Origin of the sequence: Micromonospora sp. WMMD712, assembly GCF_029581295.1 — a bacterium.
GTDB lineage: Bacteria > Actinomycetota > Actinomycetes > Mycobacteriales > Micromonosporaceae > Micromonospora > Micromonospora carbonacea.
In genome coordinates, this window is the sequence record NZ_CP120743.1 from 4,165,975 (window position 1) to 4,179,606 (window position 13,632).

At 67.4% G+C, this 13,632-nt stretch carries 11 protein-coding genes; 4 read left to right on the top strand and 7 right to left on the bottom strand.

Translation table 11 applies throughout. The features are described 5' to 3' along the window. Positions 1 to 67: 67 nt before the first annotated feature. Positions 68 to 3,313, top strand: coding sequence for an ATP-binding protein (locus tag O7633_RS17925; RefSeq protein ID WP_282323230.1), 3,246 nt, complete (start codon positions 68 to 70; stop codon positions 3,311 to 3,313). Further along, on the top strand, positions 3,280 to 5,325 hold the full coding sequence (locus tag O7633_RS17930; protein ID WP_282323231.1) for a DUF3883 domain-containing protein: 2,046 nt from the start codon (positions 3,280 to 3,282) through the stop codon (positions 5,323 to 5,325). The genes O7633_RS17925 and O7633_RS17930 overlap by 34 nt, the downstream gene beginning before the upstream one ends. A 1,218-nt stretch (positions 5,326 to 6,543) precedes the next feature. On the opposite strand, the gene O7633_RS17935 is transcribed toward O7633_RS17930, so the two are convergent. The 6 genes from O7633_RS17935 to O7633_RS17960 all read right to left on the bottom strand — a co-directional run bounded on the left by O7633_RS17935 (position 6,544) and on the right by O7633_RS17960 (position 12,531). Further along, the gene (locus O7633_RS17935; RefSeq protein WP_282323232.1) at positions 6,544 to 6,942 is read right to left on the bottom strand and encodes a hypothetical protein; all 399 of its coding nucleotides are present in this window, start codon (positions 6,940 to 6,942) and stop codon (positions 6,544 to 6,546) included. Positions 6,943 to 6,950: 8 nt separating this feature from the next. Continuing rightward, on the bottom strand, positions 6,951 to 8,363 hold the full coding sequence (locus tag O7633_RS17940; protein WP_282323233.1) for a hypothetical protein: 1,413 nt from the start codon (positions 8,361 to 8,363) through the stop codon (positions 6,951 to 6,953). A gap of 104 nt (positions 8,364 to 8,467) precedes the next feature. Continuing rightward, positions 8,468 to 8,812 carry a hypothetical protein gene (locus O7633_RS17945; protein WP_282323234.1) on the bottom strand — a complete coding sequence of 115 codons (345 nt, stop codon included), beginning with the start codon at positions 8,810 to 8,812 and terminating at the stop codon, positions 8,468 to 8,470. A gap of 314 nt (positions 8,813 to 9,126) precedes the next feature. Next, a complete protein-coding gene (locus O7633_RS17950) occupies positions 9,127 to 10,608 on the bottom strand; it encodes a hypothetical protein (RefSeq protein ID WP_282323235.1) in 1,482 nt (493 codons plus the stop codon). Then, a complete protein-coding gene (locus tag O7633_RS17955; protein WP_282323236.1) occupies positions 10,605 to 11,954 on the bottom strand; it encodes a DUF4407 domain-containing protein in 1,350 nt (449 codons plus the stop codon). The genes O7633_RS17950 and O7633_RS17955 overlap by 4 nt, the downstream gene beginning before the upstream one ends. Next, the gene (locus tag O7633_RS17960; RefSeq protein ID WP_282323237.1) at positions 11,947 to 12,531 is read right to left on the bottom strand and encodes a hypothetical protein; all 585 of its coding nucleotides are present in this window, start codon (positions 12,529 to 12,531) and stop codon (positions 11,947 to 11,949) included. Before O7633_RS17960 ends, O7633_RS17955 begins: the two co-directional genes overlap by 8 nt. A 40-nt stretch (positions 12,532 to 12,571) precedes the next feature. Between O7633_RS17960 and O7633_RS17965 the strand changes: the two genes are divergently transcribed. Further along, positions 12,572 to 12,694 carry a hypothetical protein gene (locus O7633_RS17965; RefSeq protein ID WP_282323238.1) on the top strand — a complete coding sequence of 41 codons (123 nt, stop codon included), beginning with the start codon at positions 12,572 to 12,574 and terminating at the stop codon, positions 12,692 to 12,694. A 213-nt stretch (positions 12,695 to 12,907) separates the two neighbouring features. Here O7633_RS17965 and O7633_RS17970 read toward each other — a convergent pair whose 3' ends face one another. Next, on the bottom strand, positions 12,908 to 13,342 hold the full coding sequence (locus O7633_RS17970; protein WP_282323239.1) for a hypothetical protein: 435 nt from the start codon (positions 13,340 to 13,342) through the stop codon (positions 12,908 to 12,910). Between O7633_RS17970 and O7633_RS17975 the strand changes: the two genes are divergently transcribed. Continuing rightward, the gene (locus O7633_RS17975) at positions 13,331 to 13,612 is read left to right on the top strand and encodes a hypothetical protein (RefSeq protein WP_282323240.1); all 282 of its coding nucleotides are present in this window, start codon (positions 13,331 to 13,333) and stop codon (positions 13,610 to 13,612) included. The two genes, O7633_RS17970 and O7633_RS17975, sit on opposite strands and share 12 nt — an antisense overlap. Positions 13,613 to 13,632: the final 20 nt, after the last annotated feature.

A 13,632-nucleotide genomic window follows, 5' to 3' on the forward strand; every position in this document is an offset into this window, starting at 1 on the left:
TTGGAACATCAGGTGTCCGGCGTGCCGCACCGTCGCCTCTGTCGCACCTGAGTGACATGCTCAAGGCGTGACTCAGGTCCAGCCCGCCTCGACCGGATTCCGCCAGCGCCGAGTCGAGGACACCACCCGTGGCCGCATCCGGTCGTACCTGCGTTCCAAGGACGATTGGAACCCGGCCCGCGGCTTGAAGAACCTGACCGAGCAGGCGGTCCGCGATTACGAGCACCGGGCTGTGGTCGAGCTGGTGCAGAATGCGCACGACGCGCAGGATGGCGGAGAGCGGACCGGACGAATCCTGGTCCGGCTCGATCCCGACGAGGGCGAGCACGGCGTGCTGTACGTGGCGAACACCGGCAACGGCTTCGGCGACAGCAACTTCGACGCGATCAGCGACGTTGCCCGGTCGGACAAGCGGCCCGATGAGGGCATCGGCAACAAGGGCATCGGGTTCAAATCGGTCCTGCAGCTGTCCCGCTCGCCCGAGGTCTATTCGACCGCAGCGGATTCTGACGACGCCTACTCTTTCCGCTTCGCCACAGGACCGGAGCTGCGCGAGCAGCTGATCGGCATCGTCGGCCCCGACATCGCCGGCGACGTAGCCGACATTGAACGCGATGTCTTCCACCTGTGTCTGCCACTCCCTCAGCCGCACCGGCCGGTGGCGGTGACCGGGCTGCTTGCCGAGGGGTACGCCACAGTAGTGCGCCTGCCGCTCAAGAGCGACGATGCCCGCGCGGACGCGATGGCGCAGATGCGCCTGCTTGGCGGGACGCCGCCGACGCTGCTGTTCTTGCGCCGGATCGCCGAGCTGACCGTCGAGATCGGCGGCCTTCAGCCGGTCCGCGAGACCCTGCATCGACGCGAGACGCCGCTGGCCGGCTTCGACGGCGGGGTCTCGGCATCGATCGTGGATCTAGGCCCGGCAGGTCGGTACTTCGTGGCCGACAAGCTGGTCCCCGAGACGACGCTGGCCGAAGCGATCCGGCGGAGCGTCGAGGGCGACCACATTAGCGAGGGCTGGCGGGACTGGCGCGGCGACGCCCACGTGTCGATCGCCGCGACCCTAGGCGACGAGCCCGACGACCACCGCCTCTACACCCACCTACCTATGGGGCGAGACGCTCGGGCGCCGCTGGCCGCGCACGTCAACGCGCCGTTCTTCGCCAAGCTTGCCAGGGTCGGTCTCGAGCAGTCAGTGCCGCTGAACGACACCTTGCTCAACGAGGTCGCGATGTTGTGCGCCCGGCTGCTGCTCGCGGCGCGCAGCGGCGACGTGCCGATCGATGTGGACACCCTGGCTGACCTGCTCTCCTGGACAGCCGAGGACGCCGGGCGGCTGCGGGACGCGTTCGGCGCCCTCGGCCACGACGCCGCTACCGTGCCTGTGGTGCCGATCGAGGGTGACTCGGGCGCGCGATCCTCGCTGTCGCAGGTTTTCACCTGGGATGGCGGCGGGCGCAAGGTGCTGACAACCGAAGGGCTGGCCCGACGCGCGCACGTCCCGTTGCTCCCGGCGGCACTGTCGAAGAGACGCCGGGCCAGCATCGGCGCGACCGCCCGGACGCTCGCCGGCCGGACTCTGACCGCGCCGGATGAGGAGATCGCCAGCTGGGCGGAGCGCATCGCCGAGGGCCTGCCCTCGGCGCCGTTCGACCCAGACGCCTGGATGGCCTTCTACGACGACCTGGCCGGCGCGGTGCGGCAGCGTACGGTCCTGCGCGGCCGTACGATCCTGATCGATGACGACGGCCGGCTGCGCGCCTGCAACAGCGACCGCGGCGGCCCGACCGCGTTCTTCTCCCCGCGCTCGGACGCCGACGCGCCGGATGCCGCCGGCGACGACCTCAAGCCGCCGGAGTCGCTGCGCCACCGGCTGTTCTACGTCTCGTCGGCGCTGCCCTGGAACACCCGCACCGGAAGCGTCATCACCAAGCGACCCGGCCGCACGCTGCTGGAAGCCGGTCTGGTCCGGGAGTACCGGGCCGCCACGCTGCTCCGGACCATCGGGGAAGAGCTGAAGCGCAGGCCGGAGCTGGCCGCCGATGTGCTGCTGTGGACGTACCATTTCGCGACTGGCCTCGCCGATCCACCATGGCGCGAGATCCGCGAGATGGGTCTGCGCGTGCCGTGCCGCGACGGCGATTGGCTCCCCGCGGCTGAGGCCCACCTGTCCAAGGACTGGGGCGGCCCCGAGCCCGCGCTGCTCGACGACCTGCTGCGCCACACCGCTGACGAGTTCCCCGAGATGGCCGCCCTGCGGCGCCGCATCCTCGCCGGGCCGGGCGCTCCGCCGTTCTCCGGCCACCAACGCGAGCGGTGGCGGGAGCTCCTCGCGCACATCGGCGTGCGGGCCGGCCTGGTCCCAGATCCGGTGCCGGATTCGCTGCTGAACGGGCGCGGCGACGCCTTCATGGGCAATTACTTCACCTTCCCGCGCGCCTTGACCGCCGAGACCGGGAAGCTTTGGCGCCGGGCGATCGGGCGCGCTCGGCCGCAGGGACGCCGGCCGCAGACCACATACCTCAGCCGAAGCCCGCTCTATCGCCTGGCCGGCCAGGACGACTACGCGCGCTTTCCCGGTCCCGCCCGGATGGCGTACGCGCGGCTGATCGCCCACGGCCTCGACACCTGGCCTGACGAGACGCTCACGGTGACGGTGCGGCGGCACAACGACGGCACGGACGCCTTCGATCTGCCGACGCCGGCCGCGGCCTTCCTGAGTGAAGCGGACTGGCTGCCGGTTACCGCCCCGCGCGACCGCAGCAACATCACCTATCACAAGGCACGCGAGGCCTGGTCGGATCGGGGGGACGCGCTGCCGTTCGCAGCCGTCATCGCGTCCTGGGTCCGCAGCCTGATCCACGCCCGCCCGGTCGCTGAGGCACGAGCTACCAGCCTTGGCATCCGCACCTGGGACGACCCGGCCACCGCTGCCGACCGGGTCCTCCTGCTGGCCCAACTGCTCGAGACCGGGCACGTGCCGGACACGGTGGTGCCCCCGTTCCGCAACGCGTACGAGGATGCCTGGACGGATTTCATCCGCCAGCGCTCCGCCGGGACGCCGCTCGATCACCAGAGCCGGGCACCGCTGGTGGTGACCCGCGGCACCACCATCGACGTGATCGATCTCGCCGTCGAGGCGGCCACCGATCCTGTGTTCGTGCAGGACACGGACGAGCGGCAACGACTCCGGATGCTCGAGCAGTGCGGACTCCCGGTGCTGCGCCTGCGCCGCCCGGAGGCGTCTGCCGTCGCCGACCGGCTGGTCGCGGCGCTCGGGTGCAGCGGGTCTCCGGCGTGCACCCGGCGGTGACCGTCGACGGCATCCCGTTCACCCCGTCGGACGCGCCGCCGCTGCTGATGCAGCCGGACCAGGACTGGTTCGCTGACCTGGTTGCCGCGGTGATCGACCTGCGGGGGCGCAGCGTCCGGGCCAGTCGGACGGACGTGCTGCGCCGGGCGAACACCAGGCTCCGCCGGATCCGCGTCGTAGAGGCCGACCGGATCGAGGCGGGCTTCGGCGGTAATGCGATCGAGGCGCGGCACTTGGCCATGCCAGACGACACCCATCCAACTGTCCTGCTGCTGCGCTCGCCCGACCGCCAGCGGCTACTGGAATGCGCCGCCCCAGCCGTCGGCGAACTGCTCGGTCATCCGTCGCTGGACGAGTCCCTCCGGCTCGCCCTGATCGAGCTGGCCCGAGACGGCTACGGACCCGACCAGTCCCCGTCGCCGGCCGCGATCGCCGACGTCCTCGGCGAAACGGTCGCCAGGGTGGAGGAGGTGCGCGCCGCGATCCGCCGGCCCGACGAGGTCACCCTCGTGGTTCTCGTCCCGCTGGTCGCTGCCCTCGACCCGGCCCGCGCGCACGATCTGGACGGCGACGACACGGCGGTCACCCCCGGCGAGATCGCGGCATGGCTGTGCGACCACAGCGACGCCACGGCCACGCCGGACGCCCTGCTCCAGGCCGCAGCCGAGGGCCTGGACGCGGCTCGGCGGTTGCTGGGTATCGAACTGCGCCCGTTGAACGCGGCGATTCGGGCGCTCGGGGCGCCGTACCACCCTCTGACCGACCCGGAGGGGATCGCCCAGCAGTTCCGGGCCTTCGTCGCCGAGCGCACCGGGCCGATCCTCGATGCCCTGCGGGCGGCCTTCCTCGCCGACTTTCGGGCCGGCCGCCCGCTGGACCCATACGTCGCGCAACGGACGCTGGCGACCCTCGGCCCCGATCCGGAATGGGCGCTGGACTACTTCCCCACCGTCCCCGCTGCCCGGATGAGCGAGCGAGTCAACGCCTGGCTGGCCGCGTCCGGCGCCGGTGAGCCAGGCATTAGTTCCGGGCTCGAGCCACTCGACCGGCTGCGGATCGGCAACCGCACCGCAGCACTGAGCTGGGCCGCCGAGACCGCCCGGGTCGTCCGGGCGTACGAAACCCAGCGCGGCCTTACCCCGTCCGGCCTGCCGGGTGAGCCAACCGCGGTCGCCGACGCGGCTAGTAGCGCAGGCATCCTGGACTTCGAGCCAGTCGACGCGGACCGCTTGTTGGCCTGGGCAGCAGACACCAAACGCTGGCCGGCCGACATGCCGCGCTCCACCGACCTGGGCACGCTCGGCCTGCCCGCCGACGCCCTCGACCTGGCCCGAAAGCAACAGCGGGAGATCCACGACCGTCGCGAGCTCGATCGCCGGACCGTCCAGATTGACGGAGTTCGGCTGGTAGCCGACGAGACGAACTACGCACAGATCGCCACGGCCGTTCGGGCGAGCATCACGCCCGAGTTCCGCGCTGCCAACGGTCGCACCTCACTGGAGGCCGCCGCACGCCCGTCGCGCCGTGCACCCGGGTGGGGCGGCCCCGGGACGACCGCCGCCCGCCAGAGCCGGCCGCCAGAGGCCAAATTGGCTGCAATCGGTCTGGCCGGCGAGATCGCGGCGCTGGAGTGGCTCAAGGAGCGCTACCCCGGCCTGAACGAGCTGCAGTGCTGGCATTCCGGCTATCGCAACCAACTGCTCGGCGACGACGGCGGGGACGACACCCTCGGATACGACTTCCTGGTCGAGCAGGGCCACCGGCGTCTGATGTTCGAGGTCAAGGCATCCGAGGGCGGAGCATTCGAGTTCCTGCTCACCCCGGCGGAGATCACCCGAGCACGGGGCCTAAGAAAGAACGAACGCTACACAATCCTCTTCATCACTAACGTTTTCCGAGCCGCCGAGCGGCGGATCCATCTTCTACCCAACCCGTTCGACCCAGCTCACAGCGGCGTCTACCGGCCAGTCGGCGACGGCGTCCGCTACCGGTTCACCATCACCTCACCATGACTTAGGAGGCAAGTCCTTCGCCATCGACACAACCTCCGCCAGGGTCACTCCGGGTGGACACCTGACGTCCCCTACCTCGTCAGCGCACGATGTGGTCGCCGTCGACCGAATCGCTTCACCGCAGAAACTGGTTCGGCACCGCCCCACGCTGCGCCCGTACACCCACGACCGACTCGACGTTCCGGCGCCACCCGGCCGGCCCGCTCATCCGCAACCAGCTCAACGCCCATCTGAGATCGCTCGGCGCGGGCGACAGGTGCACGGCCACGCCTCCGTCGTCGGCTCCGGGGCGGTCGGCGGTCACGACGCCGACTGCCACCCGGTGTTCTTATCAGCCAACCGGCGGACGACGGAATCTGCCCTGACGTGCGCGCCTGGATCCTGAGAGCGGGCGTCGCACTCGCCCAGCTGGATCTCCCGCTCGGGCCGGGCACGACCTCGATGGGCGACACCTGATGGGACCGAGAGGGTCGACTCAACAGCACCCTGAACATGACCGTACGCGGGGGACCGGATCCGGCTCCGCCGACCTGATGGCGGTGGGCCAGCGGCAAATGGACCCAGGTGGAGGACCGTCCGGTCACGGCTGTTCGGATACTCGCCTCCGGTGACCGCGCCGAGATTGTGCCGGAGGGTGACATCCAGGTTCTGTTCCGGCGGCACGGTGATACTCGCGTCCGGATCGCCACCGGTGCTGGCGGTCGCAGCCCCTTCGGCCTAACTTGATCTTTAACCCCTCAGAGTGCGGTTCGAGGATCTTCGAGTTGTGATCTATGCCGTGCGTCCGGTTGAGGGCCTTTGGTCTGGCACGTCATTGATAGCCGCCCCTCGATTCCATGGGATGTCGCGACCTTCGGGGCCGGGGCAGCGTTAGCCCGGTCATGGGTGATCGGAAGCCGTGCCCCAGTGATGCCATCGACGCGTAGTGGGCGCCGACCGGGCCGTTCCTGCGGGCGTGGAAGGCCAAGGCCCATCGATCGGACCCACTGTGCGACACACCCGACCAATACACATTCCAAACACGACCACCGGGCAGCCACGATCGCCAGCGGAGCCAACCGTCGCCGCGACGCTTGGGTTCCATTCCCACGGGCGTCGTGCACGACGACCACCGGCGGGGTCAAGCGGCCGAAGAAATGCAGGTGGAGTGCAACTGCTCACTCGTGGCGGCTGCCCTCCTTGGGTGGATCGCCGATCGATGACCGGACTGGCGAGGCGTCAGCGATAGCGGTCACCCGGGTTCTCCACAGTGAACCACCTGAGTTCGCCTGTCACGGCTTCTTGGCCATAGTGTCGGGCTTTGTACTGCTTGAGGGCGGCGTGCCACTGGCTGAGGATGAGGACCGCATCGCTGTTCTGCGGGAGAGTCTCTTCGTCGAGCATGTCAACGAAGGCGTGGCTGGGATCGCTTTCGATGATCTTGCTGAGCTCGCCGAGGAGCCGGTTCAGCATCTTGATCTTGAGGGTGTTGACAATGCCGTCCTGCTTCTTCTTGGACAGCTCGGTCATCTCGCGGTGGGCGGCCTCCAGCATCGGGACGAGCCGGTCGTAAGTCGCGGCCTGTTCCTCGGTCGGCGACGGCGAGGAAGCATCGTTGGCGGCGGTGCGGCGGGGCATACGGTCTCCTATTTCGGGAGCATGCGGGTGAACTCGACGTACTTCTTACGCAGCGCCTCGATGGGCCGCCGTCCAGAGTCGAGCAGGGCGACCATCAGCTCGAGGTCGGAGTCATTCAGGCACAAGACGGCTCGGCGCTTGGACGAGTGCAGGTCGATGATGTTGCGCTGGACGCTGCTCTTGGGCGGGTGGCGCGCGACGAGGATGCCGAGGCGGCCCATGTCCTCGTCGTCGAGGTAGCGGTAGAGCTGGTTGACGTGTTCGGTGTCGAGCTCGGCGACGTTCTTGAGTTCGAAGACGAGCTGGCGGGCGCCGTACAGGTCTCGCAGGTCGGTCAGGAACGGTGTCTTACCGTCGTTATGGAAGATGACATCGCGGATGTGGGCACCGCTGATGGTGCGCTCCTGCTGGGCTGCGAGGTCGAGTTCGGGGTAGAGCGCGGAGGACAGGACATCGAAGGCCAGGTCTTCGAACTTCTTGTCCGCGCCGCTGACCCGGCCGGTCGGCAGCGCCTTGATCTCCTTGACCTTTTTGGCAATGGTCGTAAGGCGCAGCGGGGCAAAAAGCGGGTCGGGGGCGCACACGTCGGCGGCGGCCTCCCGCTCGGCGACATAGCCGCGGACGGTATCGAAGTGAGCTCGGTTGTATGCGAGCACATCCTGCTTGGCGACGGCCCTGCCCGCGCGCCCCGGCGGCAGCACGAGTGGCGCGTAAGCGGTGCGGTAGTAGTCACCGTAGTTGATCCACGGCAGCCGGCGCAGCAGGTTCAGCGGCGCGAGCAGAACGGGCGAGGCGTCGGATGGGTTGTACGGAAGGTGCGCGTCGAACGGCCGCCAGTCGAGCGCAGCCGGGTCCCAGCCGACCAGCCGGCGGCGTGTCGTCGGGATGCCCCACTGCTGGCAGTGACGCTGGGTGAACTCCGCCAACCACCGTTTGATGACCGAGGCGGTCAGGTCGCTGATGCGATCCTCGGCGATGCCTGGCACGAGCAACGCGAGGATTTCCAAGTGGTCCAAGCCCGCGGTCTGCAACTGGGGTACCTGCTGAAACGTGCGGATAATGCCGCCGATGGTGCCCGGGCCCAGGGCCGATCCCCGCTTAGTCCCGGTGGCGTAGCCCAGGCCGAGCTCGACCGGCTCGCTGACCTCCGCCAGGAGCACAGCCGCCCGGTTGGCCTGCCCGCCGACGGCCTGCCGGCGGACCTCCTCGACGAAGCCGAGCAAGTCGGCGTGAAGCTGCTGGTACTGCGGGTCCTCAGACTTCCAGAGCAAAAAGGGGTCGAGGTAGAGCGGAAGGTCCTCACGTAGGTGAGGGACTACGAAGTCCACCTCGTCTTGCCGGATGACCAGGCCGAAGACGTCACTCAACCGTGGGTTAACGATGCCCGCAGCAGGATCAACCTCGTCGTCATCCGCTGCCACGCTGTTCCGCCCTTCGTCGCTTCTCCGAGCTGCCACGCTAACGGAGAGTCCCGACACCTTTCGGCACCCCCACCCGCGGACGCATCCAGCCCCGCCGGCCTGACTCACGCCAGGATCTCCGGTGTGGAGGTGGGCCGGTTCAGTGTCGCCTCCGGCTCGGCCTTCATCCGGACCCTCCCCGCCCGGTACGGGGACACCGTCTGCCTCACCGTCGTCAACCAGGGCGCCGGGGTCGGCGAGACCGCCTGTCGGGCGCTCGCCGTCCGGTTCGACCCGTTCGGCTCGTTCGACGAACTCTCCCCCGGACCGTCCGGCCTGCGGGTACGCGGCTGGGTCATCGACCCGGACACCGCCTCGCCGCTGACCGTGTCGGTGCGGGTGAACGGCCGGCTGTACACCGCGCTGGTCGCCTCGACGACCCGCACCGACGTGCCTACGGCGGAGAGCACGGCTTCGACCTGGTGGTGTTGCGATCCTCGCTCGACACGGTGGCCGGGCGCAGCATCGGAAGCTCATCACCGACGACGGGGTAACCGTCCTGTTGCGATCCTCACCCGGCGCGGTGGCCGGACGCAGCGACCCTGCTGCAGGCGAACGCGGCGATGTACCGGTCGTTGCGATCCTCGCCTGGCGCGGTGGCCGGGCGCAGTGCTCGGATAGGACGCACCATCGGTGACCCGAACGGCCCGGCCAGGGTGCTGCACGTTGGACCGATCATGATTGAACCGGACTGCTGTCGGTGCGGCCCGGCGAGCTATTTGGCTCACCGGCGATTCACGGAAAGCGGCTGGGTGCCGGAACCGTGCCCGGCGCTGAGCCGCGCCACCACCTCCATGACCGAGGTTCCACTCAGCTCAACGACGAACCCCCACAGACCGAGGGTGAGCCAGGCGGTAAGGTCGCCTTGAAAGGACTGGTTGCCAAGGTACTGCAATTTAAGTCCCACCAGCGCCACAACCAGCACCGAGGCCATGCCGGCGATCGGGCGGGCAGCCCGGAACCAAGGTGCCAGCCCGGGCTCTTCCGCCCGGGGTGCACGTATTCGACGGGAGCGCCGGCTCTTTCCCGGCTCAGCCGTGGTACTCGTCTCGACAGTGCCGGACTGCAAGAACCGGTCGTACTCCTGTGCCGCACTGTCGTACGCGCCGCGTTGTAACATGTCGACCGCGCTGCGCAAGGTCGCTTCGTTCGGAAGCTCGATGTAGGAAGTGATCACCTGCGACGCGGTGATGAAGTTGAGCTGGAGGACGTCGAGGTTTCGAGCGATCTCATCGGCTCGGTCTGGCCACGGGGCATCCTTCGCGAGCTGCAGGCGGCGATGACACTCGTCAACGACGGCGTCAACCCGCGCGAGCACGTTGCGGCTGATCGGCTTGGGGTGCGCGCTGACTGCCTCAGACTGCGCGAACAGCATGTTGTCGAGCACGATGAAACGGTTCGCCATCGACGCGAGCTGTTCACGTTCCTTCTCCAGATCCGTGAACAGCTGTTCGGCACGTCCGTAGTCATGCCGAGCAATTACATCCTGCAGCTCCTCCATCTGCAGTCGGGCCACGACCGGGAGGTTACGGCCGTCCGAACCCCAACCCACAGCCCGCCGCAGTAATGCCAGCCGACGGTAGATCATTGCCTGCGGTGTCAGCCGCTCTGTAATCCATTTGATCAGCAGTCCGGCAGCCGCACCGGCCACCAGGATGAGTACTGCGTAGAGGGCTGACCAGCCGCCCCGCTCATCGACGCGCAAAACGATCGGCACGTCCATCTGGACGTCGTCCTTCGATACCCGGATCAACCCGCGGTAGTCGCCGGACGGGACCTGCTCCGGTGACCAGGGGTCGGCAGAGACCGCGAGGGCCAGGACCCCGGAAGTAATCTCGCTGGCAGCGACGGTCACCTGCTGTGCGGGGAACTGTCGACCGGTGCCGGGATCGGTGAGGTCTGATTCCAGGCGTACCAGGAAGGCACCGGGCGGACGCACGGCGTTTCCCTCGACCGGGGGTCGCACGGTCATGGTGCGGGTAAGTGGCGTCCGTCCAGCGCCGAAAGAGATCATCAGGGCGTCCTTGGGCACCTCCGCTCGGGTTTGGGTCGCTCCGAAGGCGGCGGTCGAGGGCGCATCCAGCAGCGCTGACACTCCGAGTGCCGCGCCGATCAGCAAGAGGGTAAGCAAGGCTCGGCGGACAACATGCAGCCTGCCACGTGCGACCCCCCGTGCACGCCAGCGCTTGTGGCCACGATAGGTCACGGCTCGACGCTCGGATGATCGCGCTTCTCCGGTAGATCGGCCGCCGAAATGCTCTTGCTCGCACTGCGGAGTTCGGTGGCGCGTCGCGAGATCAAGCTGGCGCGGTGGGAGTCGACCAGCAGGCGATCAATGCTCGCGTCAAGTTCGATCCGTTCGCGCAGCACCGCTAGCTCCAGTTCCTTGCGTTCCCGAGCCAACTCCTCGTCAGCGAGAACAAGGTCGCGATGGTTCTCGGCGACAGCAAACTGGGTCTGCACGGCAAGTTCCGAGCGGTAGGCGACGATCCGGTCATAGTCCGTGGTGCCCATGACCAACCGGACGAAGGCAGGAAGGACGTCGATCAGCATGATCAACAGTCTCAGCAACCAGGCTGCCGCGGCGACGCTACTACTCTCGGAACCCAGGCGCTGCAGAGCTGACAGCCGATCGATCAGTCCGATCGGCCCCAGTGCCGCCTCCTGCGAACGAACCAGGCGCCTGATCGCTGCATTGCGTTCCTGCGCTGCAGACTCCTGGACCTCACTGAGTGACGCCTGCCTATCCCGAATCAGCTCTCTGAGATCCGAGAGTCGCGCTGCTTTCTTGGTCTGTTCAGCGCGGAGGCGGTCGGCGTCAGCACGGAGGCGCTTGCAGTTCGGTCCCTCACCTGGACTTCCGCTCAGCCCGGCACCCTGCTCCCCATTGCATTCCTGCCATGCCCGCGTTTCGATTTGATCCAACTCTTTCGCGCCAGCGTCAACCGACTTCTGCATCTCGTCAGCCTGGGCTTGGTATCCGGCCAGCGCCACCAAAGCAGCCCCAGGGTCTGGGACGACAAGCAGGTAGCCTTGACAGGCGGCCGGATCCGGTTGTCTCGCCGCCTCAGATGTCCCGGCCACGGGATTGCAGAGCCGAAGCTTACTCTCGTACTCCTGAAGCGAACGCATCCGGTCGAGCGACACCTCCTGCTCGACTTCGCGCTGAAAAATGGTGAGGACAAGCGGTTCGGCAATCACTACGCCCATCAGCGCGGCCATCAAGATACGAGGCACATAGCTGCCCAGCCGCCCAGCACGACTGGTTGACCCGGAAACCGAGGTCACCAGCCAGCGATCGAGGGTCAGGATCATTGCGCCCCAGAACATGGACACAACGAGGGCTACAACCCACGAATCGGTAACCCACCGCATCGCTGCGAACATGGAGACGACCGCGAGCAGCGAAGCACCGACGACGACGCCGCCGAGAGCGGTGTATCGGGGACGTTCGTTCGGCACGAAGTTCAGCACTTCTTCTTGCACACCGGCAAGCGCCCGAAGATAGCTACCGATCGGCCAGCCGAAATTGCGATCAAGACGTTCAGCCATCCGTGCCCTCCGACGGTCGCGATTGCAGGCTCTTCGTCACAAGACCAGAAGCCCCGTACGGGAGAAAGCTGAGGTAGGGTCGCTGCACAGTCATACCGGGTATCGACGGTGGAGACAGCTCCACTTCCGCCTGCGCCTCCGAGATCAGGACAGCATGGACCGTCTCCAGGTCTGTGACGCGGTGCTTGGCCAGCTCCGCCCGAAGATTGACCAGGCCATACAAATAGGATGTCAGCTGTTCCGCAGCGTGGGTACAGCCATTCCGGAGCAGGGCCACCGCGTCGTTGACGAAACAGGCAAAGCGCGCGGCTACAGTGAACGTCCGATGCGGTTCGGCGGAGTTTAGCTCGACGGTGCAGTAAACGGTGTGGTTAACAGTGGAAACCAGGAAGGCGTCAACCGGGGCATCAGCACGCGCACGGACACCGCGACGTTCGATGCCGGCGAGTTCGAACACACCGTTCATGCCTAGGACCAGAACGGTGCCCTCCACAGGTTCCGGAAGGTCCTCGGTGAGGTAGTAGTGACGAAAGAGCGGTGCGAGGCGGTGCGGCCGGCGTATGCGCAGGTAGGCCATCACAGGGTAGGGATCAGGCGACCTCTGCACAGGAGCGGTCGTGGCCGCACTCGTCACCATGACCTTGGGCTCCGAACTCGACGAAACAGGGGCGACCAAAGATATCGGCGCGAAGGCCGTGATCACAACCACGCCTGTCCAGGCCGACATTGGGCAATCCTAAGCTTGACGATCAGGGCTTTACAGACTCGCGGTAGCCCTACAGCGGTACGCAGGTCAGGCCCTTTCCACGACCTCAACCCCGTTCCACTTAGTCCAAATAGGACATGAAATAGGAGATTTTGGGCAGGATGACACCACCGTAACCAGCATCGATCCCACTGACGGCGTCTCGTGCCGCAGCGGCAGCCCCTCCTCGCCTGCGCAATGGTGACACCTACACCCGACTCGCTGCCGGCTCGCTGCCACTAACCGTCATGAGCGTGGCGTGGCTCTCCAGACGCTGAAGGACGCAGTGGTCGATCAAACGGTAGGACCAATGGCCGGGTTCCATGGCGGTGCAGCCGCCAGCAGGAAGATCGACACCCCAGGTCCGGTCACCGTCCACGATTCCGGTGAAAGCCAGATCGAGCGGGCCGCGATGAACCACCGCAGCACCGTCAAGGCGTGCTCCATACCGTTTGGAGCCGATGACCGGGTACCAAAGTCCGCCGAAGCGCTCCTCGAACCTGATCATCACTTGGATCAACACATCGGGCATCGCCTCGACCCAGGCACCGACGCGCAGGGCCGCCGAGCCGCACGATTCGCGGCATGAGCGCTCTTCCCGTCCAATGCGCGCCTCTTCTACCGTGATGCCATGCAGTGGCACCTCTTGCTCGCTTGCACGGTGCTTGCGACGGGCATCGCGGTCCTGATCTTCAAGCGCAAACGTCGTCGGCCACAGAGCGCAGCGGAGAAGGCGGCAGCCGCGTGGGCCGCCATGCGATCGATACGCCGTAACTCGCCGTGCCCTGATCGCGACATCTTCCAGCGGGGCCGAGGCGTCCCCGACCGCCACTCCGCTGCCATCGCGGAGAACACCGCGTATGGCGACGCGGCGACCTTCGACACCGGCGGTGGCGGAGGAGGCACCGACTGACCCCCACCCGCGCCTGCCCA

Bases quoted from the DNA above. Each gene is read 5' to 3' on its own strand.
- O7633_RS17975 (WP_282323240.1), top strand. From the start codon at position 13,331: ATGCAGTGGCACCTCTTGCTCGCTTGCACGGTGCTTGCGACGGGCATC.
- O7633_RS17960 (WP_282323237.1), bottom strand. From the start codon at position 12,531: ATGGCCTACCTGCGCATACGCCGGCCGCACCGCCTCGCACCGCTCTTT.
- O7633_RS17955 (WP_282323236.1), bottom strand. From the start codon at position 11,954: ATGGCTGAACGTCTTGATCGCAATTTCGGCTGGCCGATCGGTAGCTAT.
- O7633_RS17935 (WP_282323232.1), bottom strand. From the start codon at position 6,942: ATGCCCCGCCGCACCGCCGCCAACGATGCTTCCTCGCCGTCGCCGACC.